Below are 23985 nucleotides of genomic sequence, written 5' to 3' on the forward strand. Positions count from 1 at the left end.
GAGATGAAGATCGAGGTCCCGCGCGAGCGGATCGAGGAGTTCTGCCGGAAGTGGCACGTGAGCGAGCTGGCGCTGTTCGGCTCCGTCCTGCGCGACGACTTCCGCCCGGACAGCGACGTGGACGTGCTGGTGACGTTCGAGGCGGGCGTCCGTCCGTCGCTCGACGACTGGCTCGACATGGAGGACGAGCTGCAGGCCGCCTTCGGACGCAGGATCGACCTGGTGGAGAAGGCGCGCGTCGAGAACCCGTTCATCCGCCGGCACGTCCTGCACAACCATCAGGTGCTCCATGCCGCCTGACGATGACGTCGCGACCGTCGGAGGAGAATTCGGTAACCCGTGCTGCTGGTGATCGATAACTACGATTCCTTCACCTGGAATCTCGTGCAGTATCTGGGCGAGCTGGGGGCGGAGATGACCGTGCGGCGCAACGACGAGGTCTCCGCCGACGAGGTGGAGCGGATGGCGCCGGAGCGCATCGTCATCTCCCCCGGTCCGGGGACGCCGGCCGACGCGGGCGTGTCGGTGGAGGTCATCCGCCGTATGGGCGCGGCCACGCCGATCCTGGGCGTCTGCCTGGGGCACCAGGCCATCGCCGCGGCGTACGGCGGCCGGGTGGTGCGCGCGCGGCGGGTGATGCACGGCAAGACGTCGCCCATCCGCCACGGCGGCGTGGGAATCTTCCGCGGCGTGCCGTCGCCCGTCACGGTGGCGCGGTACCACTCGCTGACCATCGACCCGGCGGCGCTGCCGGACGGGCTGGAGGCGGTGGCGTGGACGGACGAGGCGGGGTGGGAAGACGAGATCCAGGCGCTGCGCCATCGCCTGCATCCCGTGTGGGGCGTGCAGTTTCACCCGGAGTCGATCGCGAGCGAGGCAGGGAAGGACATCCTGCGCAACTTCCTCCAATCGTGAAGATGATCCTTCGTTCCGCCGCGCTGGCCGCGGCCCTGCTTCTCGCCCTCGCCACGCATCCCCTTGCCGCGCAGGAGATCCACGTCTCCGGCGACGACCACTCGCCGGCGGCGGAGCTGGCGCGGCAGATCCTGGCGCGCGGCAACTACCTGCGCATCGACCGCGACACGGTGCTCCCCGCCTCGTTCCACGCGCCCGGCGACGTGGTGGTCTACGACGCCGACGTGCGGCTGGAGGGGCAGATCGACGGGAGCGTGGCGGTGATCGGCGGCGAATTCTTCATCCGCCCGCGCGCCGTGGTCCGCGGCGAGATCGCCAACCTGGGCGGCGGCGTGTACACCTCCGCGCTGGCCACCACCGGGCAGATCCTGGAGATGGGCGCGGGGACGCAGGTGGCCATCGCGGGCGACACCGCGGTGCAGGACACGGGGGCGTACGCGGCGCGCATCATCCCCCCCGCGCGCCCCAGCGCGGTCGGCTTCTCGTTCCGCCCGCTCCCCACCTACGACCGGGTGAACGGGGTCACGCTCACGCTGCCGCTGCGCGTGCTGCTGGCGCGCAACGACAGCGGGCCGCGCATCGACGCGTGGGCGGCGTACCGCTTCGAGAACCCCGACCGCCTGGGCGGCGGCGTGCGCTTCACCATGCCGCTGGGCTTCGAGAACGTGCGCGCCTCGGTCGAGGCGTCGCGGGCCACGCGCACCAACGACGCCTGGCAGCGCGGCGACCTGTCGAACTCGCTGTCGGTGCTCGCCTCGGGCCGCGACTACCGCGACTACTGGGACGCCGACGTGCTGCGGGCCACGGTGTTCCGCCCGGTCGGCAAGCCGATCATCGCGGGGGAGAGCTGGCTCAATCCCACCGCCGGCATGCAGTGGTCCAGCGACCGCTCGCTGCGGGCCAAGCACGTGTTCTCCATCTGGCAGGGGAACGACAAGGACCGCCCGAACCCGCCTGTGATGGACGGGCACATCCTCTCCGCCTTTGCGGGCGCCGAGCTGCGCGTGGTGGGCCGGCTCTCGCAGTGGACGGCGAGCGCGCAGGTGGAGCGGTCCATCCCCGGCGAGTCGGTGGCGGACTTCACGCAGCTGGTGGGCGAGGCCACGTACACCGCGCTGGCCTTCCGCACGCACACGCTCACCGTGTACCTGCGCGGCGCCACGCCGTTCGCCAGCGACGCGCCGCCGCAGCGCTTCCAGATCCTGGGCGGCCCGGCCACCATCCCCACGCTCCCGGTCGGCTACTTCCGCGGCGACCACCTGGCGTTCGTGGACGCGCGCTACACCGTGCCGCTCCCTGTGGAGGTGCCGTTCCTCGGCATCCCCAGCGTGCAGGTGGCGTACGCGGCCGGCGCGGCGTGGACGGGCGGAGACTCGCCGCCGTGGGTGCAGAACATCGGCGGCGGGCTGGCCTTCCGCTTCGCCACGGCGCTGCTGTACGTCGATCCGACGACGGGACTCGACAAGTCGCGCTTCGTCTTCACCTTCGCCATCCCAAGATTCTAAAGAGATCTCACTCACATGGAGTTCGGCGTTGTTGAGACGTCCATATGCATCCCCACGTTCCCAGGCTGGGGGACACGCCCTCAACTGCGTCATCGGGTGGATCGGGTGAACGACAAGCCCGCAGTGCGTAACTGTGCCTGATGCTGAGCCGCTGATCGGATCGCGGAGAGCCGGCCTTCCAATCTCGCTCCCGATTGATATGTCGGAAATTTCCGACATATCAATCGGGAACGAAGGAGAGGGCCATCACACCGCCGCCACGGCGAGATATCGGCGGGCGGACGCCACGCCAGTCTGCCGCCCCACCATCTTCCGATGACGCAGTTGGCAATCTCGCGGCCGCGCTCCAACGGTGGCCAGGCGGGAGAAGTCTGCGGCCCGGGGTCGGAGCGTTCTGGCTGGCAGCGATGGGTGAAGTACCCTGATAGACGCGGAGACGCGGAGAACTGCGATCGGTTCTCCGCGTCTCCGCGTCTCCGCGTGAGACCATCGATCTTCGACTGCACGAATGCGGAAGCCCCACGCCGGAATCCGGCGCGGGGCTTCCCATCGTCCCTCACCCGCGGCGGAGCCTACGGCTTCGGCTGCAGCATCTGCTCGATGCGCTCCAGCCGCGCGCGCAGCTCGGCGTTCTCGGCGCGGAGCGCGGCGTTGTCGCGCTCCACGGCCTGGATGCGGGCGTCCTGCGTGGTGGTGCGGGCGTCCAGCGCCTTGATGGCGGAGAGCGCCACGCCGCCCTCGTCGATCGGGGCGATGGTGACGTTGTCGCGCCCCAGCCCGAACACCGCGTGGAAATCCTGCGCGGTGGGGCCGATGTGGCGGACCCCGGCGTCGTCCACGCGGTAGCTCCAGGTGCGCACCGGCAGCGCGCGCAGGCGGACGAGCACGTCCTCGCCCGACACGTCCTCGAACAGGTGCTTGCGGCGCACGTCGGAGACGTCGTGCCACACGCCGTCGGTGCCGAGGTAGGCGCCGGTGCTGGTGCTGATCACCGCGTTCGACTGCCCCCAGTTGCTGGCGACGCTGCCGCTCTGGATGGTGACGCCGGTGGACAGGTTGGAGGAAGTGAAGATCCGGAAGCCGCCGGAGACGCGCCAGTTGGCCGAGTGGTTCACCCCGGCGCGCAGCGTGTCGACCGAAGAGCGGTCGGAGAACACGAACGAGCCCTGCCGCGCGTTGGTGTGCGCGTGGTAGCCCAGCGCCACCGAGGCCGCGCCCGAGGCGGTGTTGTCCTCGCCCGCCGCGAAGCTGCTGACCTGGGCGGCGGTGGAGCGAAGCCCGAATGCCGTGGCGTTGTCGGCGCTGGCGCGCACGTCCTGGCCCATGGCCACGGAGTAGTTGCCGATGTTGGCGGCGTCCCACTGCGTGCCGTTGATGCCGCCGGCGCGGAACGCACCCTTGCGCGGATACCACATCGCGCGCGTGCCCGAGCCCTCGGCCGGGATCCCCGTGCCGTTGATGTCGCCGTCGAAGGTGCCGCCCATGAGGACGCCGGCGTCCACGTTCACGCGGAACAGCCCCTGCCCGCCGCTGCTCACCGCGAACGCCGAGTCCGGTGTCTGCGCCCGCGCCGGGGCGGCAAGGGCCAGCGCCGCCAGCGCCACGCCCGCAAGAATCCTGGTGTTCATCATCGCTCCGGCTGGAAGGGGAGTGGGGGTCACGGGAGCTGGATCGACATCACCTGGTCCTTCACCGACAGCGAGCCCGTCACCGACACGGCGCCGGTGGCCTTCACGGTGCCCTGCAGCTGCGTGCTCCCGGACACCTGCAGCGCGTCCACGTTGCCGCGCAGCAGCGCGCCGGTGCCGCTCATCCACACCGTGCCGCCGCTGATGGTGCCCACCGCGTCGACGTTGGCGCGGGCGCGCAGGGTGAAGCCCTTGAGCCCCAGCGAGCTGGCCGCGCCCACGCGCAGATAGCCCACGTCGGCGTCGGCGGCCAGCACCGGCTGCGTGTGGCTGGCCAGCAGCGAGTCGGGGGGGATGGCCACGACGCTCGACGAGTCGGGCACCACGCCGTCCTGCCAGTTGCCGGGGGTGCTCCACACCGAGTCCACCGCGCCGGTCCACACCTTGTCGACCAGCGGATCGTTCTCGTTGGGCAGCGGGGTGGAGACGTAGACGGTGAACTCGAACGAAACCACGGTAGACGGGACGTTGAACTGCCACGTCTTCGCCCGCGACAGCTGGTACGGCGACAGGATCTCGCCGTAGCTGAAGTAGGTCTGGTTCGACGCCAGGAAGGTCCCGTCGGTGCCGTCGGGGTTGGCCACCGTCACGCTGCCGGTGCCCGAGGTGACCGTGGGCCCGGTCTGGAAGAAGACCTTCACCCCGGAAACCGTAAAGCCGTCGGGCGTGCCCATGGGGCGGTCGGCCAGGTTCTGCACCACCACGTTGCTCGACAGGATCTCGGTTCCCGCGTCCCAGGTGGTGCCGGAGCTGGAGAGCTTCACGTACACGTCCTGCTTGCCGATGATGCGGTCGCCGCGCGGGCCGGCGGGCTTCACGCTGGTGCACGACATCGTCTGCGCGGGCACGTTCACCGAGCAGGTCACCTGTCCCACGGTGCCGGCGGGGAGCGCGGGCGCGGCGGCGGTGGGAAGGAGGCGGTCGGTGCACGCCGCAAGCAGCACGAGCGCCGCACCGCATGCGGTGCGTTGTATCAGTTGCCGATGGGACATGGCCTGGAGGAGTGGGGCGAGGGTGGAGCGGCTTCCCGTTGGGATGCCACAGTATACGACGATTCGTGCTTCCGGACAAGCTTTCTCCGCGTGGACGGCCGCACGGGGGAGCGTAGCAGCCGAGCCGGGGCCGGAGCCCGCGCGGACGCGCGTCAGGGCTTCGGGGCGGCGGGCGGCGGGCCGGCCACCAGCGACTCCAGCCGCCGCAGCCGCGCCTCGAGGTCGCTCACGCGGCCGCGCAGCTCGGCGTTCTCGGCGGTCAGCGTGCTCACCTCGGCGCGCAGCTGGTCGGTGCGCGCGGCCACCGCCTGCACGCCGGCCAGGTTCACGCCGTCGATGTCGACGGAGTTGATCATCCGGTCGCTCTCGCCCAGGCCGAAGGCGGCGAACAGGTCCTGCGCCATGGGGCCCATGTGGCGGATGGCGCGGTCCTGGGTCCGGTAGTTCCAGGTGCTCACCGGCACGCCGCGCAGGCGGGCCAGCAGCTCCTCGCCGCTCACCGCCCGGAAGTTCTCCTTGCGGTTGCGGTCCGACACCGCGCTCCAGCCGCTGCCGCCGGCAGCCAGCTCCACGCCCGCGGTCAGCCCCTGGTTGGTGTAGAACTTCACGCCGCCGCAGCCGCGCGCCACGAACTGGTTGTTGGCGGTGGGATACACCGAGTCCGACGAGAAGGAGGCACAGCCGTCGCCCAGCACGATCGAGCCCTGCCGGTTGGCGGTGCGGGCGTTCTTGCCGATGGCTACCGAGAACTGCCCGCTGGCGCTGTTCTGCAGCCCGATGGCCACGCCGAAGTTGCCGTTGGCGATGCTGGGGCCCAGGGTGATGGCCGCCAGCCCGCCCGCGATGGAGCTGGGGCCCATGGCCAGCGCGTCGTCGTTGGTGGCCTGCGCGCCGCTGCCGATGGCCACGGCGCCCACCGCGCTGGCGGTGCCGTTGAAGGCGAAGGCTCGGTCGGCGCTGGCCGTGCCGTTGTTCCCCAGCGCCACGCTCTCGTCACCGCTGGCGGTGGTGGCCAGGTTGGCCGCGAAGGAGTTGCTGCCGCTGGCGCGCGTGTTCTCGCCGAAGGCGGCGGAGCCCGCGCCGATGCTGGCCAGGTCCCAGTAGGTGGCGCCGAAGCTCTCCACCTTGCCGGCGCGGAAGGCCCACAGCGCCGGGAACCACATCATGCGCACGCCCGCGCCGGTGGCGGGGATGTTCCCGCTTCCGGCGGTGCCGTTGGCCACCAGGCCGGCGTCCTGGTTCACGCGGAAGAGCTGGGTGCCGCCGCTCGACACGTACAGCGCGCTGTCGGCCTGGGCATGCGCCAGGGTCGACGCGCCGAGCACGAGCGCGGCGGTGAGGAGCGTGGAGCGGTAGCGGGGCATCGGTCCTGGGGGGTTGATGTGTGGATCTGGTGCGCGCACACGCCTCTCCCACCCGCGGGCCCGCGCCGCTTGCACGCGCGGGCACGGCGGCGTCCGGCCACGACGGAATCGCGGTCTTACGGCAGCGGGCGTTTCTCTGTGTCGGAGAGTGGGATCGCGAGGTGCAGCGCCGAAAAGCTATCATCTGCTACGCTTTTGCACAACGGCGGCTTGCGAAGCTCGTGCGGGCACGGTCCATTTCGCCATCGTGGCGGCCGCGCGCCGTGAGCGTGCCGAGCCGCCGATCCCACCCCCCGTCGCCCGGAGCCGCCCGCGTGCAGGCAGAGCCCCTCATCACCTGGTCCGAGCCCGTCCGGGAGCTCGCCGGCTTCATCGGCCTGTTCCTGGGCGCCGGCGCCGTCGGCTTCCGCTACGCGTCGGTGCGGCGCCGCCTTGCCGCCGTGACGCCGTCGGACCAAGCGGACGTGTGGGCCGACGCCGCGCGCCGCGCCGCCGTGCTGGGGCTGGTGGGATGGCTCATCCGCGCGGTCCTCACGGCCATCAACCTCCCCGCGGCCGCCGCGCGCCAGCACACCACCGTCTCCGCGCTGGCGAGCGGCAACCTGCAGACGCAGGTGCAGCTCATCCTCCTCCTGGTGGCCCTGACCGGCTTCGCGCTGGCGGCGGCGGGGCGGGGGATCGGGTGGCCGCTGGCGGCCGTCGGGGTGATCGTGGGGCAGCTGCGCGGCGTGTTCTTCGGCCCGCTGGCGCGGCTGGTGAACCCGGTGCACGCGCTGGCCGCCGGGCTGTGGATCGGCACGCTGTTCGTGCTGGTGGTGGCGGGGATCGGCGCGGTGCTGCGGCACGAGCGCGGGCGCGGGCGGCGCGGGACGCTGGTGGCGGAGATGGTGAACGGCTTCTCGCCGCTGGCGCTGGCCTCCGGCATCGGGGTCGTGATCTTCGGCGTCATCACCGCGTGGCGGCACCTGCCGAAGATCGACGCGCTGTGGACCACGCCGTACGGGTGGGCGCTCATCGCCAAGCTGGTGTTCGTGGCGATGGTGTTCGCGCTGGGCGCGTGGAACTGGCGCCGGCAGCGCCCCACGCTGGGCAGCGAGTCGGCCGCGGACGCCATCCGCCGCTCCGCGATCGCCGAGCTGTCGGTGGCGGGGGTGGTGCTGGTCGTCACCGCCATCCTCATCTCCCTTCCCGCTCCCCCGCGCCCCAAAAACCCGGGCGCCGGACCCGGAGGCGGGGGCCCGCCCCCCGCCGCGCAGCCGGGGAAGTAGGAAGATCCAGCGCGCGGCGCCGCCTTCATTCGGGGGATTTCGGGAGATGGGGAACAGTGGCACGGTCCCCGTTCTCCCGCTGGAGCCGGCGCCGCGCGGAGATGGCGCGGCCGCAGTCCGCGAAGGCGGACTTCGGGCCGTTGTTGCCGCGAATTCATTCGCCCTTGCATGCCCGGGCGACGGGCCGATCCTGGTCTCGCGCCCGCGCCTCGCATGAACGGACGATGAGCAGCACGCGCCTGCCGCATCGCGCGCTTTGACATTCGTGCGGGGGGCAGTTAGGTTGCATGGCGTGATTATTGCAATCGCCCGCCGCCCGAAATCCCGCCCCACGGGGCCGGCAAGCCGATGACCACTCGCGTCCTCGGCGTGATCCCGGCCCGCCTCGCGTCGGTCCGTCTCCCCCGCAAGCCGCTGCACTCCATCGCCGGCAGGCCGCTCATCGAGTGGGTCTGGCGCCGCGCCGTGGAAGCGGGCGTCTTCGACGACATCGTCATCGCCACCGACAGCCCCGAGGTCCAAGCGGCCGCCCGCGGCTTCGGCGCCTCCGCCGTGCTCACGCGCGCCGAGCACCCCTCGGGGACGGACCGGGTCGCAGAGGTGGTGCGCCGCGCGGAGTGGCGGGACTTCGGGGTGATCGTGAACGTGCAGGGCGACGAGCCGTTCGTGCGCCGCGACCACCTGGAGGCCGCGGTCGCCCTCGTCCGCGACGGGGGATGGGACGTGGGAACGGTGGCCACGCCGATCGCCTCCGCGGCGGAGTGGCGGGAGCCGGCGGTGGTGAAGGCGGTGCGCGGCGATGACGGCCGCGCGCTCTTCTTCACCCGCGCGCCCGTTCCGCATCCGCGCGACGCGGAGCCGGACTTCGCCGGCGGCGCGTTCCTGCGCCATGTGGGCATCTACAGCTACACGCGCGACGCGCTGCTGCGCTGGGTGGCGCTCCCCGAGTCGCCGCTGGAGCGGATCGAGAAGCTGGAGCAGCTGCGCGCGCTGGCCGCCGGGCTGCGCATCGGCATCGCGGTGGGCGCGCCCGCCGAGGGGGGCGTGGACACCCCGGCCGACGCGGCGCGCGCGGAGACGATTCTTCTGAAGCAGATGGCAACACCGGCCCTGGAGCGAGCATGACCGCCCTGAACACCGCACCCACCAAGTACATCTTCGTCACCGGCGGCGTGGTCTCGTCGCTGGGGAAGGGGATCGCCGCGGCGTCCATCGGCCGGCTCCTGGTGGAGCGGGGCCTGAGGGTGACGATCCAGAAGTTCGACCCGTACATCAACGTGGACCCCGGCACCCTTTCGCCCTTCCAGCACGGCGAGGTGTTCGTCACCGACGACGGGGCTGAGACTGATCTCGATCTCGGCCACTACGAGCGCTTCGTGGGCGAGTCGCTGTCGCAGGCGAACTCCATCACCACGGGGCGCATCTACCAGGACGTGATCACCCGCGAGCGCCGCGGGGAATACCTCGGCGCCACGGTGCAGGTGATCCCGCACATCACCGACGCCATCAAGGGCGCCATCAAGCGGCTGGCGCCGAACCACGACGTGGTGATCACGGAGATCGGCGGCACGGTGGGCGACATCGAGTCGCTCCCCTTCCTGGAGGCCATCCGCCAGTACCGGCAGGAGATCGGGCGCGAGAACACGCTCTTCATCCACCTCACGCTCATCCCCTACATCGCCGCCGCGGGAGAGCTGAAGACCAAGCCCACGCAGCACTCGGTGCGCGAGCTGATGGAGATCGGGATCCAGCCCGACGTGCTGATCTGCCGCACCGAGCACGCCATCTCCCCCGACATGAAGCGGAAGATCGCGCTGTTCTGCAACGTGGACGTGAACGCGGTGATCGAGGCGCGCGACGCGTCGACCATCTACGAGGTGCCGCTGGACTACGCACGGCAGCGGCTGGACGAGCTGGTGGCCAGCAAGCTGGGGCTGCAGACCGAGAAGCCGGCGCTGACGGAGTGGAAGCAGCTGGTCGAGCGGGTGAAGCATCCCAGGAACGGCGAGGTCCGCGTCGCCGTCGTCGGCAAGTACGTCGCGCTCGTCGACAGCTACAAGTCGGTGCAGGAGGCGCTGATCCACGGCGGGATCGCGAACGACGTGAAGGTCAGGATCGACTGGCTGTCGTCGGAAGACTTCGAGAACGGGCAGGGCGCGGAGAAGCTGGGCGGCTACCACGGCCTGCTGATCCCCGGCGGCTTCGGGGTGCGCGGGGTGGAGGGGATGCTCAGCGCCATCCGCTGGGCGCGCGAGAACGGGCTGCCCTTCTTCGGCATCTGCCTGGGGCTGCAGACGGCGGTGATCGAGTTCTCGCGCTCGGTGTGCGGGATCCACGGCGCGCACAGCGCCGAGTGGGACGACAAGACCAGCGACCCGGTGATCTGCCTGATGAACAGCCAGCGCGAGATCACCGATCTGGGCGGCACGCAGCGGCTGGGCGCGTACACCGCGCGGCTGCTGCCGGGGAGCCGCGCCAGCGAGATCTACGGCGCGCAGGAGATCAGCGAGCGCCACCGCCACCGCTACGAGGTGAACAACGTCTACCGCGAACAGCTGGAGGAGAGCGGGCTGCGCATCAGCGGCGTGTCGCCCGACGGGAACCTGGTGGAGATGATCGAGGTTCCCAGCCACCCCTGGTTCGTGGCCACGCAGGCGCACCCGGAGCTGAAGAGCCGCCCGGACCAGCCGCACCCGCTCTTCGCCTCATTCATCCAGGCGGCGGCCGCGCGCCGCGGTCCCGTGGTCACGTCGTCGGCGGACGGGCGCGAGAGCGCCGAGCCGGTGCGCGAGGCGCGTCCGAACGTGGCCGCGCTGGCGGGAGACTGAGCAGATGAGCGACGGGGGATTCGCGATCTTGCAGGCGGTGCAGGAGCTCTCCGGGCCCGCGGCGTCTCCGCGGGCGGACGTCGGACGGCTCTTCCGGCTGGGCGGCGAGTTCTTCCTGATCGCCGGGCCGTGCGTGCTGGAGAGCGACGCGCTGAACGTGTGCGTGGCCGAGGCGCTGGCGCGGATGGCGGACGACCTGGACCTCCCCATCCTGTTCAAGGCCAGCTTCGACAAGGCCAACCGCTCGTCTCCCGGCTCGCCGCGCGGGCCGGGGATCGACGAGGGGCTGGCGAAGCTGGAGAAGGTGCGGGCGCAGACGGGATTGCCGCTCGTCACCGACGTGCATCTCCCCGAGCAGTGCGCCGCGGTGGCCGAGGTCGTCGACGTGCTGCAGATCCCCGCCTTCCTCTGCCGCCAGACCGACCTGCTGGTGGCCGCGGGCGCCACGGGGAAGCCGGTGAACGTGAAAAAGGGGCAGTGGATGGGGCCGGCCGAGATGCGGGGCGCGGCGGCCAAGGTGCGCGGCGCCGGCGCCCCCGGCGTGGCGGTGACGGAGCGCGGCACCTTCTTCGGCTACGGCAACCTGGTGGTCGACATGCGCTCGTTCGCGCTGATGCGCGAGGCGTGCGAGGCGCCGGCGGTGTTCGACGGCACGCATTCCGTCCAGCGCCCCGGCGAGGGCGCGGGCGTCAGCGGCGGCGAGCCGCGCCACATCCCGGCGCTGGTGCGCGCGGCGGTGGCGGCGGGCGCGGACGCGCTCTTCTTGGAGACGCATCCCGACCCGGCGAAGGGGCTCTCCGACACGACCAACATGCTCCCGCTCGCCCGGCTGAAGCCGCTGCTGGAGCAGGTGCTGGAGATCCGCGCCGCGTCGCGGACCCTGGACTGGGAGGCGGCGCCCCGTGGCTGAGCGCATCGACGCCGGGCTGGCGAAGCGGATCCGCCTGGTGGTGCTGGACGTGGACGGGGTGATGACCGATGGCGGCATCTACCTGGGTGCGACGGAAAGCGGCGAGCCGGTGGAGCTGAAGCGCTTCGACATCCAGGACGGGCTGGGGATCCGGCTGATGAAGGAGGCCGGGATCCACGTCTCCATCGTCACCGGACGCGAGAGCCACGCGGTGCGCATCCGCGCCGAGGAGCTGGAGATCGACGAGGTGCACCAGGACCGCACCGCGGCCAAGCTCGGGACGGTGACGGCGATGCTGGAGCGGCTGGGGATCGGGTGGGAGGAGACGGCCTTCATCGGCGACGACCTTCCCGACCTCTCCATCCTCCGCCGCGTCGGGCTCCCGGCCGTCGTCGGCAACGCGACCTCGGACGCGCGGGCGAGCGCCGTCTGGGCCGCGGAGAAGCACGGCGGGCGCGGCGCGGTGCGCGAGTTCGCCGAGGCGCTGCTGACCGCCCGCGGCGAGTGGGCCGGGCGCGTGGAGGCTTACGTGCGCGAGCGCGAGGCCGGCTCGGAAAGGCCGGGGGGATGATGCTGGAGACGCTCGCCGCCGCCACGCCGGGGCTGTCGCTGGCCGAAACGCTGGAGCGCGCCCGCCGCGTGATCCGCCAGGAGGCGCAGGCCGTGGCCGCGCTCGAGGCCCGCATCGGCAGCGACTTCGCGGGCGCGGTGGAAGCCATCCTGGAAGACGGCGGCCGCGTGATCGTCTCCGGCATCGGCAAGAGCGGCATCGTCGCCCGGAAGATCGCGGCGACGCTGACCTCGACGGGGACACCGGCCACCTTCCTCCACCCCGTGGAGGCGCTGCACGGCGACCTGGGGATCGTGGAGGCGGGCGACGTGGCCATCCTGCTCAGCAAGAGCGGCGAGAGCGAGGAGCTGCGCGGCCTCGTCGAATACCTCGGCCGGATGGGGGTGCGGCTGGTGGCGCTCACCGGGCAAATGGATTCGTCGCTGGCGCGGCAGAGCGAGTTCGTGCTGGACTGCTCGGTGGCCGAGGAGGCCTGCCCGCACGACCTGGCGCCCACCTCGTCCACCACCGCCGCGCTGGCGATGGGAGACGCGCTGGCGGTGGCCCTCCTGCTGCGCCGCGGCTTCGGACGCGACGACTTCGCGCGGCTGCACCCGGGCGGCGCGCTGGGCCGGCGCCTGATCCTGCGCGTGGCCGACGTGATGGTGGCGGAGGAGCTGCCGCTCCTCGCCCCGGACGCGCCGATGCGCGAGTGCGTGATGCTGCTCGCCGAGCGCCGCGGCACCGTCGCCATCGTGGATGGCGACCGGAAGCTCCTGGGCGTGGTGACCAGCGGCGACCTGACGCGGCTGATGGAGCGCGAGGAACACTTTTTTGCAATCTCCGTATCGGAGATCATGTCCGCCAATCCGCGCACCGCCGGGCCCGACCAGCTGGCCGCCGCCGCGGTGGGGGTGATGGAGCGGCACGGGGTGATGGCGCTCCCGGTGCTGAACGAGGAACGGCGCGTGGTGGGGATGGTGCACCTGCACGACCTGATGCGCGCCGGCGCGGTATGAACCGGAAGACGATGAAATCTGTGACGATCCGCCCGATGGGGCTCACCTGGGTGCCGGTGCTCGGCCTTGCCCTCCTTGCCGCGTGCGGCGTGGAGCCGGCGGGCCCGGCCATCGCCGCCGACGCCAACAGCAACCAGGTGACCATCGGGATGAACCTGAAGATCAGCGAGGCGGGCCGCCTGAAGGCCGACCTCTTCGCCGACACGGCGGTCACCCCCGAGGGCGAGACGCGCTCGCAGCTGAAGAAGGTGCGGCTCACCTTTTACGAGCCGGGGCGCCAGCCCAGCCGGCTGACCTCGAAGACGGGGGAGTACGACCAGACCTCGGGGATGATGACGGCGCGCGGCAACGTGGTCCTCATCACCCAGGGCGACAAGGGGATGCGCACCATCAAGAGCGAGGAGCTGCACTGGGACCAGGGCGGCGACCGCGTGTGGAGCGAGAAATCCACCACCATCGTGGAGAACGGGCAGACGCTCATCTCCGACGGCTTCACCTCGAACTCGGCCTTCACCAACGTGCAGGGGAAGAACGCGGTGGTGCAGGGCGTGAAGGTCGGCAGCGGGGGGATCACCTTCTGATGCGCCGCATCCTCCTCGCCCTCGCCCTCTTCGCCGTGCCGTCCGCCGGCCGTGCGGCCGCGCAGAACACCTGCGAGCTGGTTTCCCAGCGCGGCAACTGGACGGCGATCGGCGACCCGCGCAACCGCGTGATCAGCGCGCAGGGGCCGCTGCTGGTGCGCTGCACCAACGGCGAGGAGCTGCGCGCCGACAGCGCGGTGATCTACTCCGCGCAGAACGAGGTGCAGCTCTACCGCCAGGTGGACTACCAGGACCCGGGGCGCTCGCTGACCTCGGACTACGCGACCTACAACTCGCAGACGGGGCGGCTGTACGCCACCGGCAGCGTGGTCTTCACCGACAAGCAGAAGGGCTCCACCCTGCGCGGCCCCGAGCTGGAGTACTTCCGCGCCATGGCGGGGCGCCCCGAGGCGCAGTCCACCGCCACGCAGCGCCCGCACGTGACCGTCGTCCCCAAGAGCAACGGCTCGGCGAACCGCCGCAACCCCATGGAGATCGACGCCGACCGCGTGACCTCCGTCGGCGAGCGGTACATGACGGCCACCGGCAACGTCGTCATCAACGACAACGGCACCCGGTCGACCGCGGAAGAGGCGTACTACGACCAGGTGGCCGACCACGTGGAGCTGCGGCGGCAGGCGAAGGTCGACAACGAGAAGTACCACCTCTCGGGCGACCTGATCACCACCGACCTGCAGAACGGCTCGGTCTCGCGCGTGGTGGCGCAGACCAACGCGCGGCTGGTGAGCGAGCGGCTGACGGTGGACGGGCCGCTGCTGCGCATGTTCTTCGAGCGCGACCTGCTGCAGCGGATGACCAGCGGGCAGGTGCCGGGAAGCACCACGCCGGGGCGCTCCACCGCCGTCTCCAAGGGCTTCCGCATGGAGGCCGACTCGATCGAGGCCCTGCTTCCCGACCAGCGGCTGCGGCAGGTAAACGCCGTCGGCAAGGCGCGCGGCGAGAGCTGGGACACCATCGCCGTCCGCAGCGTGGTCGTCGATTCCGGCGCGGCGGCGGGGCGGACCGCATCCGTTCCAACGGTGCCCCGGTCGATGACGGAGCCGCCGACCGAGCTGGACCAGAAGGACGTGCTGACGGCCGACACCATCGTCGCCTTCTTCCGCAGCGACTCCGCGCGCGCGGACAGCGCGTCGCGCCCCGCCCGCGGCGACAGCGTGCGGCTCGCGGGACGTCCGGCGCGTCCCGCGACGGCGCAGGGAGACACGGCGAAGACGGAGATCGAGCGGCTGCTGGCCATCGGCGACGCGCACTCGCTCTACCGCATGCGCGACGACTCGGCGAAGGCGGGACAGAAGAAGCCGGGATTGAACTACCTGATCGGCGACCGCATCGACCTGACCTTCAAGGATGGCGAGGTGGACGTGGCGCACGTGCGCGGATTGAAGCAGGGCGTGTACCTGGATCCCGACACCCGCACCGCGCAGAACGACACCTCGGCGGCGGGGCGGGCCGCCCGCGCGAACGGGCAGACGACCGCGCGCCCCGGCACCGTGACCGGCGCGACGCGGGCGACGACGGGGACCACGGGGACCATGCCGGCGCCGTCGAACACGCCGCCGCGGTCGGGGAGCCCGCCGGTGAACCGTCCCCCCGCGTCCAATCCACCCGCGACTCCGGCGCCTTCGCGGGACTCGCCGAGCGCTCCGTTGCAGCCAGCGGGAGGACGCAAGCCTTGACGGAGCCCCGGCTGGAGCGAATCGTCAGCGCCACCGGCGCGGGCGGGCTCTCGGCGCTCATGGCGCTGCGGGCGCTGGCCGCCGCCGACGAGGGCGCGCACCCCGTGGACCGCGCCCGCTGGCTGACCGGCGTGCGCGAGGAGTACCACCGCTGGTACGGCGGCGACGGGCAGGCGCCGGGGAACTTCGCCTCGCCCGAGACGGTGCGGTACCTGGACGAGCAGGTGACCGGGCAGCTGGCCGCCGCCGGGGTGGTGGAGTTCCTGGCCGAAGCCGAGGGCGAGCCGGTTTCGCCCGACGGCGCGGGAACGTGGCAGGCCGTGCGGCTCTCGCCGTGGGCGCTGGCCGAGGTGCAGGCCGGGCGCGAGCGGGCGCTGCAGCACATGGACGCGAGGATACGGGCCATTCTGCACGACACACACGGAAGCGGCCACGAGGGCGGCGAATCCGCCGCCGCGGTCGCCGACTTCGACGGGGAGGCGGGCGGCGTCGCGCTGGCGCCGGAGGACGAGGCGCTGCTGCACCCGCAGCGCCGCCAGTCGATGATCGTTCCCGGCGGGCTCACGCTGGCGGCCAAGGGGCTGGTGAAGACCTACCGCGGCCGCCGCGTGGTGAACGACGTGGACGTGCACGTCCGCCAGGGCGAGATCGTGGGGCTGCTGGGGCCCAACGGGGCGGGGAAGACCACCAGCTTCTACATGATCGTGGGGCTCATCCGCCCCGACCGCGGCAAGGTGTTCATCGGCCCGCGCGAGCTGACCGGCGTGCCCATGTACAAGCGGGCGCGCGCGGGGATCGGGTACCTGGCGCAGGAGCCCTCCATCTTCCGCCGGCTGTCGGTGGAGGAGAACGTGATGGCCATCCTGCAGATGATGCCCCTCTCCCGCGCCGAGCGGAAGCGGCGGCTGGAGGAATTGCTGGACGAGCTGGGGATCAAGCATCTCCGCAAGACCAAGGCGTACGCGCTCTCCGGCGGCGAGCGGCGGCGGCTGGAGATCACCCGCGCGCTGGTCAGCCAGCCGCGCTTCATGCTGCTGGACGAGCCCTTCGCCGGCGTGGACCCCATCGCCGTGCACGACATCCAGCAGATCGTGAGCGACCTGCGCCGCCGCGGGATCGGGGTGCTGATCTCCGACCACAACGTGGAGCAGACGCTCGACATCGTGGACCGCGCCTACATCATGTACGAGGGCCGTGTGCGGGTGAGCGGCACGGTCAGCGAGCTGGTCTGGAACGACGAAGTGGCCGAGATCTACCTGGGTCCCACGCTGACCGCCCGGATGCGCGAGCGGTACGACCACCCTGAATCGGAAGACGCGGTATGAAGACGGGCCTGTACCAGGGGACCACCCTCAAGCAGGAGATGAAGATCAACCCTCGCCTGTACCAGGCGATGGATCTCCTGTACATGCCCCTCCTGGACCTGCAGCAGCACCTGAAGCAGGAGCTCCTGAACAACCCCTTCCTGGAGATGGTGGAGGGCGATGTCGAGGAGACGGTGGAGGAGCGCAAGGACGAGAAGGAGCAGGAGAAGGACGACGAGATCGACTGGGAGGAGATCCTCCTGAACGGCTTCGAGACCGGCGGCCGGCGCGAGGAGTACGAGGAGCGCGAGTACTACGAGCCCGTTTCGGTCGACACCAAGGAGCTGGGCGACCACCTGCACGACCAGCTGACGCTGCTGCGCCTCTCCGAGCGCGAGCTCCTGCTGGGCGAGGAGATCATCGGCAACATCAACGACGAGGGCTACCTGGAGGCCCCGCTCGAAGAGATCGTGCAGTCGCTGAACGACTTCATGCGCGACGGCGAGGGGTGGGAGGGGGTGGACCCCTACGACCTGGGCGAGGCCGAGCGGATGCTGTACGTGATCCAGGCCTTCGACCCGCCGGGGATCGGCGCGCGCGACCTGCGCGAGTGCATCCTGCTGCAGCTGCGCGACTGCGTGGTGCAGGACCTGGTGAAGGAGACCGGCGAGGGCGAGCCGCCCATCCCCGAGGTGGAGGAGCGGCTGCGCGGGTCGCTGGCCTACCGCATCGTGGACCAGTACTTCGACCAGCTGATCAACCACCGCTGGAGCGAGATCAGCAAGGAGCTCTCGATCACCCCGCGCGACGTGCAGGACGCGGCCGACGAGGTGGCCAAGCTCGATCCCAAGCCCGGGCTGAAGTACGCGTCGCACGGCGACAACTACATCATCCCCGACCTGATCGTGGAGAAGATCGAGGGCGAGTACCTGGTCTTCCTGAACGACACGTCGCTGCCGCGGCTGAAGCTCTCCCGCACGTACCGCGACATCGCCAAGGACAAGAAGAAGTTCCAGGGCGAGAACAAGGAGTTCATCTCCAACAAGCTGAACTCGGCCAACTGGATGATCCAGGCCATCGAGCAGCGCCGGCAGACCATGCTGAAGGTGATGAACTTCATCGTGGACCGGCAGCGCGACTTCTTCGACAAGGGCGTGCAGTACCTGAAGCCGCTCACGCTGCGCGAGGTGGCCGAGGTCATCGACATGCACGAGTCCACGGTCAGCCGCGTGACCAACGAGAAGTTCGTGCAGACGCCGCGCGGCGTGTTCCCGCTGAAGTTCTTCTTCTCGTCCGGCCTGTCGACCACGAGCGGCGAGGACGTGTCGGCCCGCGGGATCAAGGCCCAGATCGAGAAGCTGGTGAGCGACGAGGATCCCGCGCACCCGCTGACCGACCAGGCCATCGTGAACATCCTGAAGGAAGAGGGGATCCAGATCGCCCGGCGCACCGTGGCCAAGTACCGCGACCAGCTGGGCGTGCTCTCGGCCCGGATGCGGAAGCGCGTGTGAACAGCCTCAGGGGACAGGGGACAGGGGACAGGGGACAGGGGGGCTCCCGCGCGGGCGTCCCCCTCGCCGCGTCCGCGGACGGCGGTGCGTCGGCCGCCCTGGCCACGGCGGGGGAGCTGGCGACGGTGGCCGTGCCCGAGGCCATGCGGCGCAACTTCGCGGTGCTGGTGCCGGCGTTCGACGAGGTCGACAACATCCCCGCGCTCTTCCGCGAGCTGCGCGAGACCTTCGAGCGGCACGACCTGGCCGGCGAGCTGATCGTGGTGGACGACGGGTCGACCGACGGGACGTACGCGGCCGCGGTGCGCGAGGCGGAGCGCTTTCCGCGCGCGAAGGTCGTCCGGCACCGGAGGAATCTCGGCAAGACCGAGGCGATGGTGACGGGGGCGATGGCCGCCGAGACCGAGTACCTGGTGCTCTTCGACGCCGACCTGCAGCACTCCACCGAGGAGATCCCCCGCTTCCTGGCCCGCCTGGGCGATGGCGTCGACATCGTGTGCGGGCGCAAGGTGGGGCAGTACGAGAAGGCGGCGGTCAGCGGCATCTACAACCGCATGTCGCAGCGCCTGTTCGACATCCCGGTGCGCGACCTGAACGCCATGAAGGCGTTCCGCACCGAGATCCTGCGCGAGATCCCCCTCCGCCACGACTGGCACCGCTTCTTCGTGGTCCTGGCCCACGCCGAGGGGTACAGCGTGGGGGAGATGGACATCACCCTCTTCCCCCGCCGCGCCGGCGTGGCGAAGTACAGCGGGAAGCGCCGCGTGCTGGTGGGGGTGGGCGACCTGATCGTCGTCTGGTTCTACCTGAAGTTCAGCGAGAAGCCGATGCAGTTCTTCGGCGGAAGCGGGCTGATCCTGATCCTGCTGGGGCTGCTGGTGGGGCTGGCGACGGTGGTGCTGCGCGTGGGCAACTGGATGCCGCCCTTCGGCTACCGCCCGCTGCTGACGCTGGTGGTGCTGCTGGAGACGATCGGCTTCCTGCTCTTCGGCTTCGGCTTCATCGCCGAGCTCATCGCCACGCTGCGGGCGGAGGTGGAGCAGCTGCGGCGCCGCGCGGGGTGACCGGCCCCGGCATCGGGGTGAGGCGGAGATCGAACAGCGCCGAGAGAGCAGGAGTGACAGCGAAGCCCGCCGGGACCACCCGGCGGGCTTCGTCATGAATCCCTCATATCATCCAGCAAGGATTACGTGCGCTGCCGGTTCACCGGGCGGATCACGGCCCGATGTAGCCGATGCACCCGCAGAAGCCCTGCCGCAAGCAGGCGCCATCGCGGTAGTACTGCGACTGGCAGTAGTTCCGGCAGATCGTCCGTGATCCCGGGTCATCGTACACGCAGGTCCCGTCGGCGGCGGGAGCCCCGCGCGGCACCGCCAGCGCCTGGGAGGCTCCGAATCCGAGAGAGCCCACGACAACGGCGCCGAGCAGCCCGTGGCGCAGGTGGGAAAGCGACCGGCTCATGACGTCCTCCGGCAAAGGTACGACCCGCAGGAATGCGGATGCCATCTGGAATGATTTCACGTTATGTCTCATTCCAATGGACGGCAAGTGTTCCGCCCCGCGGATACCCGGGATCGCTCCTTTTCCTCCCGCTGCCGGCGAACTTTCCTGATCGCGGAACGAGCCACGGATCCGGGTGGTTCGCTGCCGGTCGTCATCCCCCACCCGCTACTGTTGGCAGGCGCTGCTGGGGCGGGGGAGAGGCGCGGTGATGGCGGGGCGCGCCGGGCGGTTGGCCAGATCCGCGGCCAGATCGCCCGTCAGCGCCGTTACCCGCGCCATCTTCTCGTAGTCGAGCGTGGCCGCCTCGTCGGCCGGCGTGTGGTACTGCGGGTGGAGCGAGGAGGTGAGGAAGACCACGGGGATGCCGAAGCGCGCGAAGCTGGCCTGGTCCGAGCGGCAGTAGACGCGCTGCGGATGCCGCGGCGCGTCGAGCGACCAGTCCAGCGCGAACGGCCGCGGCTGGCGCGCGTTCACCGCCTCCACCGCGTCGCCCACCTCCGCCGACAGCCGCCGCGCGCCCAGCACGAACAGCGCGTCCGGCGCGTTGCGCCCGATCATGTCCAGGTTGAGGTAGGCCACGATCGAGTCCCGCGGAACCGTGGGGTGCCCGGCGAAAAAGGCGGAGCCCAGCAGCCCGTTCTCCTCGCCCGTGTGCCAGATGAAGAGCAGGCTGCGCGCGGGCCGCTCCCCCGGACGGAAGCGCGGCGAAGCGGCGGGCGGTCTCCAGCAGCGCGGCCACGCCGGACGCGTTGTCGTCCGCCCCGTTGTAGATGGAATCGCCCGCGACGGGGGTGCCGACGCCCAGGTGGTCGTAGTGCGCGCCGAGGGCGACGTACTGGCCGCGGAGCCGCGGGTCGCTCCCGGGGATCACCGCCACGATCTCCTGTCCCTCCGCGGTCTCCACCGTGTCGCGGATGCGGTAGCTGAGCGTCCCGGCCAGCGGGCGCGTGTCCCGCGCGGTGCCGAGCGGAGCGCCGAGCGCCCGCTCCAGCGCGGCCGGGCTCACCAGCAGCACCGGCGGCGCGTTCAGCTCGCGCCGCGGCTGCGGGGCGCCCGGCTGCCCGTTGCGCGCCAGGTCGGCGCGGCGAGCCAGCTGCCGCGCCAGCGCGTCCTCGGCCAGGAAGACGACGGCGGGGACGCCGCTGGTGGGGCGCATCAGCGGCGCCACCTCGAAGATCGGCGGGAGGGGGAGCTCCGCGTCTTCCGCCGCCAGCGCGCCGGTGTGGAAGACGGGGACGCGCCCCGCCACCCGCTCCGGCTCGGCGAGGAGCGCGGTGCGCGCGGCCACGTCCGAGACGTAGCCCGCGTACAGCAGGGTGCCCTCGCCACGCGCGCGGTAGGTGCGGGGGAGGAAGTTGAGCACCAGCGGCACCGCCTCGCCCGGCGCCAGCGCGGTGCGGCCGCGCGGCGTGGTGACGGTGACGACCGCGTTCACGCGCCGGCGCTCCAGCGGCACGCGCTGGACGAATCCGCCGTTCTCGCCCGCCGGCTCCAGCCCCAGCGCGCGCGCCGCCCGGACCAGGTACTCGGCGGCGGAACGGGCGCCCGCCGTGCCGGTCTCGCGACCGCGCATCGAGTCCGCGGCCAGCACCTCCACACGCGCACGCAGCGCCTCCGCCAGCGCGGGCGGCGAGGGCACGGACGCTGCCCCGGCCTGCGCGGCGATGCGCGTCCCCGGCGCGAGCGCCGCCAGCCCGGCGAGAGCTCCGGCGCGGAAAACCAGCCATCGGCGCGTGGGTCCGCTCACTCGATCTCCTCTTGCGTGGGTGTCCGCGCTGCCATCCTCCGGCGGAAAATGGCTGGGGCATCTCCCATCGCGCTACCGGGTGAGACGGATTGCGCACGGCGGCCCGCGCGGCGCATGTTCTCTCGCCCGCTCCTGCCGTCTTCCGTCCGGCAATTCCTCCTGCTCTCTCCCTCGATGAAGCGACCGCCGACTGTGCTCGTGCCTCGCGACGAGTGCCTCCGCGCGAACCCGTACCTCGCGCACGAGGTGGTGGGGTGGCAGCGGACGCACGCGCCGGACGAGGATCGGGAGGCGTGGATCGCGGAAGTGTGCGACGCTGTGGAGCCGGATCCGGCGCTGCGGGTCGCGGAGAGCTTCGTCATCCATCACCCCACGCACCGGATCGACGAGGCTGCGGAGGAGATGGGCCCCGCGCTGGGGCAAATGCTCGCGCCGTTCGGGGACGCCGCGCTGACCTTTCTGCACGCGCCGAAGAGCGGGCGCTGGCCCACGCGCCGCCGCTCGCCGCCGATCCTGGCGATGTCGGCGGAGGAATTCCGGGAGATGGGGGCGGGGAAGAGCTTCGACGGTGGGATTCGCATTGATGCATCGGCCGCGGCCGCGGTATTCGCGCCCCTGATGTGGACCGTGCGGATGGACATCGGCTACGGGCCCGTGTTCATCGCCCCCGGCCGGGCGCCGTTCGTCGCCAGCCTGTGCCAGCACGGCAACCTGCACGTAAACGTCTACGATGCGGCCGCCGTCGGTCCGCTGCGCGATGCGGCGCGAGACGCCGGGTTCGTGGAGTGGACCGACGGCACGTGCCGCGAGCGCACGGGAGAGGGCGCCATCCCCGGGCGCGGCCTGTTCACCGGCGCGCGGCCGCCGCGCTCGCGCGGGAAATTCCAGCGGAAGGATGCCGGCTGATGCCGATCCGCAACTACGGCGTGCTGAAGGGGCGCGTGCTGCACGGCATTCCCGAGCACCGCCTGCGCACCCCGCACTACGAGATCCTGGTGGATGCCGGCGGAATCCGCTTCCGCGTCGCCGTCGACACGCGCTCGATGGACCGCGGGAGCCCGGACCTGCTCTTCTTCTGCGACGAAGATTTCCGTCACCCGCTCACCGGGGACCTGGAGGCGCTGGACGACGGATTTCACCCGCTCGGCGGCGGCGCGAGGCTGGACTACGTGCGCGGCGGCTTCGTGCGCCGCGAGCAGATGCAGCCGCTGCCGCTGGACCGGCCGGGGCGCGACAACGACCTGAACGAGAAGGTCGGACACTGGGTGGAGATCGCCGCGTCGGACCGGGGCGTGGCGCTGTACGCGTTCGGCGGGCGCTGGGGGCCCGAGCCGCAGCGGCGCGATGCGGTGTTCGGCTTTCTCCCCGGCAACGGGCTGCACGACGTGCACATGAACCAGGGCAACCCGCCCGGCCGCCACGCGCACGACAACGGCGCCGGCCAGGACGGCGCGCTCTTCTTCCACCTGCAGCGCGAGAACCGCTGGATCGCGCTCTTCCTGGCCTTCCAGTCGCAGAGCTGGGAGGCGGATGGAGGCGGCCACACGCTGGAGCCGCACCCGGACGACCTGGGGAGATTCCATGGATACGGACAGAGCCACCGGCGCCGCTGAGCGCTCACGAATCGTGGCAGATGAAGGCCGCGCCGCAGAGGAAGCATCCTCTGCGGCGCGGTTCTTTACGTCGCGTGGGGCGCCCCTTCAGCAGTCGGTCCAGCAGCTGTTGTAGCACCAGGTATTGGAGCACGCTTCCCAGGTGCAGTATGCGTTGTAGGGGTCCTGCGTGGGCTGCGTGCTGTTGCACATCCCATAGCACAGCGATTCCTTGCTGTCGCTGTCGTGCGCGGCCACGGTGCCGCGAGCGGCAGGCGCGGCGTGCGTGTCGAACGCCTCCACCTGGAGCGTGTCGACGTCGAGCTTCAGCTTCTTCCGCATGGTGTCTCTCCGGACTGAAGGGTGAACCGGTCGGTGATGATAGGAGAGGATGAAGCTTGCTTCCAGTCTGTTTCGGCGCAATGAGGACGGCGGAGAAGCGAAAACGAGAGCCGCGGAGGATGCGTCCTCCGCGGCTCTCGTCATCTCCCGGACCGTCCTGGCGGCCTCTCGTCAGGCCGCGTCGCCCTGGTCGTCGACCATCTGCGGGAGGGTGGTCATCTCCTTGATCATCAGCTTGCGCTCCCCGCGGGGGAGCTGGAGCGATACCTTGTCGCCCTTCTTCTTCCCAATCAGCGTCTGCCCCAGCGGGCTGGCCACCGAGATCTGGCCGCTGTCGATGTCGATGTAGTCGCCGAAGACAAGCGTGTACGTCTCCTCCTCGCGCGTGCGCATGTCCACCACGGTCACGCGCGAGCCGAAGCCGATGCGGTCCGACGGGATCTCGGAAAGGTCGATCTTCGACAGCTCGCCGTAGCGCTTGGTCAGGTGGTTCAGGCGCGCCTGCACGAACTGCTGGCGCTCCAGCGCGCTCTTGTACTCGCTGTTCTCGCGCAGGTCGCCGTGCTCCACCGCCTTCTGAATGGCCTTCGGCAGGGTGATCTGCAGCTCGTGCGTCAGCCGCTCGATCTCTTCGCCCAGCTTGTTCTTCAGCTCTTCAAGCATCTGCGG

Annotated in this window: 24 protein-coding genes and 1 pseudogene; 17 read left to right on the forward strand and 8 right to left on the reverse strand. The window is 71.1% G+C overall.

What is annotated here, in order from left to right; genetic code table 11:
• Positions 1-3 precede the first annotated feature (3 nt).
• The 3 genes from VLK66_RS28140 to VLK66_RS28150 are packed head-to-tail and all read left to right on the forward strand — an operon-like array spanning position 4 to position 2420.
• Entirely contained in the window at positions 4-300 is a 297-nt protein-coding gene (locus VLK66_RS28140; RefSeq protein ID WP_349260559.1) for a nucleotidyltransferase family protein, read from the forward strand.
• A gap of 39 nt (positions 301-339) precedes the next feature.
• A complete protein-coding gene (locus VLK66_RS28145) occupies positions 340-915 on the forward strand; it encodes an aminodeoxychorismate/anthranilate synthase component II (RefSeq protein WP_325312852.1) in 576 nt (191 codons plus the stop codon).
• Between the two features lie 2 nt (positions 916-917).
• Complete coding sequence (locus VLK66_RS28150; protein WP_325312853.1) at positions 918-2420, forward strand: hypothetical protein; 1503 nt, start codon at positions 918-920, stop codon at positions 2418-2420.
• Positions 2421-2992: 572 nt separating this feature from the next.
• Here VLK66_RS28150 and VLK66_RS28155 read toward each other — a convergent pair.
• The 3 genes from VLK66_RS28155 to VLK66_RS28165 form a co-directional block, all read right to left on the reverse strand.
• Positions 2993-4048 carry a tail fiber domain-containing protein gene (locus tag VLK66_RS28155; RefSeq protein ID WP_325312854.1) on the reverse strand — a complete coding sequence of 352 codons (1056 nt, stop codon included), beginning with the start codon at positions 4046-4048 and terminating at the stop codon, positions 2993-2995.
• Between the two features lie 29 nt (positions 4049-4077).
• The gene (locus VLK66_RS28160) at positions 4078-5052 is read right to left on the reverse strand and encodes a hypothetical protein (RefSeq protein WP_325312855.1); all 975 of its coding nucleotides are present in this window, start codon (positions 5050-5052) and stop codon (positions 4078-4080) included.
• Positions 5053-5252: 200 nt separating this feature from the next.
• Entirely contained in the window at positions 5253-6464 is a 1212-nt protein-coding gene (locus VLK66_RS28165; RefSeq protein ID WP_325312856.1) for a tail fiber domain-containing protein, read from the reverse strand.
• Between the two features lie 314 nt (positions 6465-6778).
• Between VLK66_RS28165 and VLK66_RS28170 the strand changes: the two genes are divergently transcribed.
• The 11 genes from VLK66_RS28170 to VLK66_RS28220 all read left to right on the forward strand — a co-directional run bounded on the left by VLK66_RS28170 (position 6779) and on the right by VLK66_RS28220 (position 19196).
• A complete protein-coding gene (locus VLK66_RS28170; protein WP_325312857.1) occupies positions 6779-7732 on the forward strand; it encodes a copper resistance D family protein in 954 nt (317 codons plus the stop codon).
• Positions 7733-8080: 348 nt separating this feature from the next.
• Positions 8081-8857: a 3-deoxy-manno-octulosonate cytidylyltransferase gene (gene kdsB / locus VLK66_RS28175; RefSeq protein ID WP_325312858.1), complete on the forward strand. Its 777-nt coding sequence runs from the start codon at positions 8081-8083 to the stop codon at positions 8855-8857.
• Positions 8854-10560: a CTP synthase gene (locus tag VLK66_RS28180; RefSeq protein WP_325312859.1), complete on the forward strand. Its 1707-nt coding sequence runs from the start codon at positions 8854-8856 to the stop codon at positions 10558-10560. The genes kdsB and VLK66_RS28180 overlap by 4 nt, the downstream gene beginning before the upstream one ends.
• 4 nt (positions 10561-10564) lie before the next feature.
• Positions 10565-11470, forward strand: a complete 906-nt coding sequence (gene kdsA / locus VLK66_RS28185; protein WP_325312860.1) for a 3-deoxy-8-phosphooctulonate synthase — start codon at positions 10565-10567, stop codon at positions 11468-11470.
• Positions 11463-12041: an HAD-IIIA family hydrolase gene (locus VLK66_RS28190; RefSeq protein WP_325312861.1), complete on the forward strand. Its 579-nt coding sequence runs from the start codon at positions 11463-11465 to the stop codon at positions 12039-12041. Before kdsA ends, VLK66_RS28190 begins: the two co-directional genes overlap by 8 nt.
• The gene (locus tag VLK66_RS28195; RefSeq protein WP_325312862.1) at positions 12038-13039 is read left to right on the forward strand and encodes a KpsF/GutQ family sugar-phosphate isomerase; all 1002 of its coding nucleotides are present in this window, start codon (positions 12038-12040) and stop codon (positions 13037-13039) included. Before VLK66_RS28190 ends, VLK66_RS28195 begins: the two co-directional genes overlap by 4 nt.
• An 11-nt stretch (positions 13040-13050) precedes the next feature.
• A complete protein-coding gene (gene lptC, locus VLK66_RS28200) occupies positions 13051-13620 on the forward strand; it encodes an LPS export ABC transporter periplasmic protein LptC (protein ID WP_325312863.1) in 570 nt (189 codons plus the stop codon).
• Complete coding sequence (locus tag VLK66_RS28205) at positions 13620-15317, forward strand: LptA/OstA family protein (protein WP_325312864.1); 1698 nt, start codon at positions 13620-13622, stop codon at positions 15315-15317. Before lptC ends, VLK66_RS28205 begins: the two co-directional genes overlap by 1 nt.
• A 542-nt stretch (positions 15318-15859) precedes the next feature.
• On the forward strand, positions 15860-16642 hold the full coding sequence (gene lptB / locus VLK66_RS28705) for an LPS export ABC transporter ATP-binding protein (protein WP_349260560.1): 783 nt from the start codon (positions 15860-15862) through the stop codon (positions 16640-16642).
• Positions 16639-18132 (forward strand): RNA polymerase factor sigma-54, encoded by a 1494-nt coding sequence (gene rpoN, locus VLK66_RS28215; protein ID WP_325312866.1) that lies wholly within the window; start codon positions 16639-16641, stop codon positions 18130-18132. The genes lptB and rpoN overlap by 4 nt, the downstream gene beginning before the upstream one ends.
• Entirely contained in the window at positions 18129-19196 is a 1068-nt protein-coding gene (locus VLK66_RS28220) for a glycosyltransferase (RefSeq protein WP_325312867.1), read from the forward strand. The genes rpoN and VLK66_RS28220 overlap by 4 nt, the downstream gene beginning before the upstream one ends.
• Positions 19197-19347: 151 nt before the next feature.
• On the opposite strand, the gene VLK66_RS28225 is transcribed toward VLK66_RS28220, so the two are convergent.
• From VLK66_RS28225 to VLK66_RS28810, 3 genes and pseudogenes are all read right to left on the reverse strand, one after another.
• On the reverse strand, positions 19348-19593 hold the full coding sequence (locus VLK66_RS28225; protein WP_325312868.1) for a hypothetical protein: 246 nt from the start codon (positions 19591-19593) through the stop codon (positions 19348-19350).
• 207 nt (positions 19594-19800) lie between these two features.
• Positions 19801-20412, reverse strand: coding sequence for a M28 family metallopeptidase (locus tag VLK66_RS28230; RefSeq protein ID WP_325312886.1), 612 nt, complete (start codon positions 20410-20412; stop codon positions 19801-19803).
• A pseudogene (locus VLK66_RS28810) lies at positions 20348-20650 on the reverse strand (M28 family peptidase); the annotation flags it as partial. The pseudogene VLK66_RS28810 and the gene VLK66_RS28230, both read right to left, overlap by 65 nt.
• On the opposite strand from VLK66_RS28810, the gene VLK66_RS28235 reads away from it, so the two are divergent.
• From VLK66_RS28235 to VLK66_RS28245, 3 genes are all read left to right on the forward strand, one after another.
• Entirely contained in the window at positions 20583-20936 is a 354-nt protein-coding gene (locus VLK66_RS28235) for a hypothetical protein (RefSeq protein ID WP_325312869.1), read from the forward strand. The pseudogene VLK66_RS28810 and the gene VLK66_RS28235 overlap by 68 nt on opposite strands.
• A gap of 644 nt (positions 20937-21580) precedes the next feature.
• Positions 21581-22288, forward strand: a complete 708-nt coding sequence (locus tag VLK66_RS28240) for a hypothetical protein (RefSeq protein WP_325312870.1) — start codon at positions 21581-21583, stop codon at positions 22286-22288.
• Positions 22288-22995, forward strand: coding sequence for a YukJ family protein (locus VLK66_RS28245; protein ID WP_325312871.1), 708 nt, complete (start codon positions 22288-22290; stop codon positions 22993-22995). Before VLK66_RS28240 ends, VLK66_RS28245 begins: the two co-directional genes overlap by 1 nt.
• 87 nt (positions 22996-23082) lie before the next feature.
• Here VLK66_RS28245 and VLK66_RS28250 read toward each other — a convergent pair whose 3' ends face one another.
• Both VLK66_RS28250 and VLK66_RS28255 read right to left on the reverse strand, forming a co-directional pair.
• Positions 23083-23316, reverse strand: a complete 234-nt coding sequence (locus VLK66_RS28250) for a hypothetical protein (protein WP_325312872.1) — start codon at positions 23314-23316, stop codon at positions 23083-23085.
• A 171-nt stretch (positions 23317-23487) separates the two neighbouring features.
• A complete protein-coding gene (locus tag VLK66_RS28255; RefSeq protein ID WP_325312873.1) occupies positions 23488-23979 on the reverse strand; it encodes a transcription elongation factor GreA in 492 nt (163 codons plus the stop codon).
• Positions 23980-23985: the final 6 nt, after the last annotated feature.

This window comes from Longimicrobium sp. (assembly GCF_035474595.1).
Lineage (GTDB): Bacteria > Gemmatimonadota > Gemmatimonadetes > Longimicrobiales > Longimicrobiaceae > Longimicrobium.

Coding starts and splice junctions, on each gene's coding strand:
- VLK66_RS28140 (WP_349260559.1), top strand. CDS start 4: ATGAAGATCGAGGTCCCGCGCGAGCGGATCGAGGAGTTCTGCCGGAAG.
- VLK66_RS28150 (WP_325312853.1), top strand. CDS start 918: ATGATCCTTCGTTCCGCCGCGCTGGCCGCGGCCCTGCTTCTCGCCCTC.
- VLK66_RS28155 (WP_325312854.1), bottom strand. CDS start 4,048: ATGAACACCAGGATTCTTGCGGGCGTGGCGCTGGCGGCGCTGGCCCTT.
- VLK66_RS28165 (WP_325312856.1), bottom strand. CDS start 6,464: ATGCCCCGCTACCGCTCCACGCTCCTCACCGCCGCGCTCGTGCTCGGC.
- kdsB (WP_325312858.1), top strand. CDS start 8,081: ATGACCACTCGCGTCCTCGGCGTGATCCCGGCCCGCCTCGCGTCGGTC.
- VLK66_RS28180 (WP_325312859.1), top strand. CDS start 8,854: ATGACCGCCCTGAACACCGCACCCACCAAGTACATCTTCGTCACCGGC.
- kdsA (WP_325312860.1), top strand. CDS start 10,565: ATGAGCGACGGGGGATTCGCGATCTTGCAGGCGGTGCAGGAGCTCTCC.
- VLK66_RS28195 (WP_325312862.1), top strand. CDS start 12,038: ATGATGCTGGAGACGCTCGCCGCCGCCACGCCGGGGCTGTCGCTGGCC.
- lptC (WP_325312863.1), top strand. CDS start 13,051: ATGAAATCTGTGACGATCCGCCCGATGGGGCTCACCTGGGTGCCGGTG.
- VLK66_RS28205 (WP_325312864.1), top strand. CDS start 13,620: ATGCGCCGCATCCTCCTCGCCCTCGCCCTCTTCGCCGTGCCGTCCGCC.
- lptB (WP_349260560.1), top strand. CDS start 15,860: ATGATCGTTCCCGGCGGGCTCACGCTGGCGGCCAAGGGGCTGGTGAAG.
- rpoN (WP_325312866.1), top strand. CDS start 16,639: ATGAAGACGGGCCTGTACCAGGGGACCACCCTCAAGCAGGAGATGAAG.
- VLK66_RS28225 (WP_325312868.1), bottom strand. CDS start 19,593: ATGAGCCGGTCGCTTTCCCACCTGCGCCACGGGCTGCTCGGCGCCGTT.
- VLK66_RS28245 (WP_325312871.1), top strand. CDS start 22,288: ATGCCGATCCGCAACTACGGCGTGCTGAAGGGGCGCGTGCTGCACGGC.
- VLK66_RS28250 (WP_325312872.1), bottom strand. CDS start 23,316: ATGCGGAAGAAGCTGAAGCTCGACGTCGACACGCTCCAGGTGGAGGCG.
- VLK66_RS28255 (WP_325312873.1), bottom strand. CDS start 23,979: ATGCTTGAAGAGCTGAAGAACAAGCTGGGCGAAGAGATCGAGCGGCTG.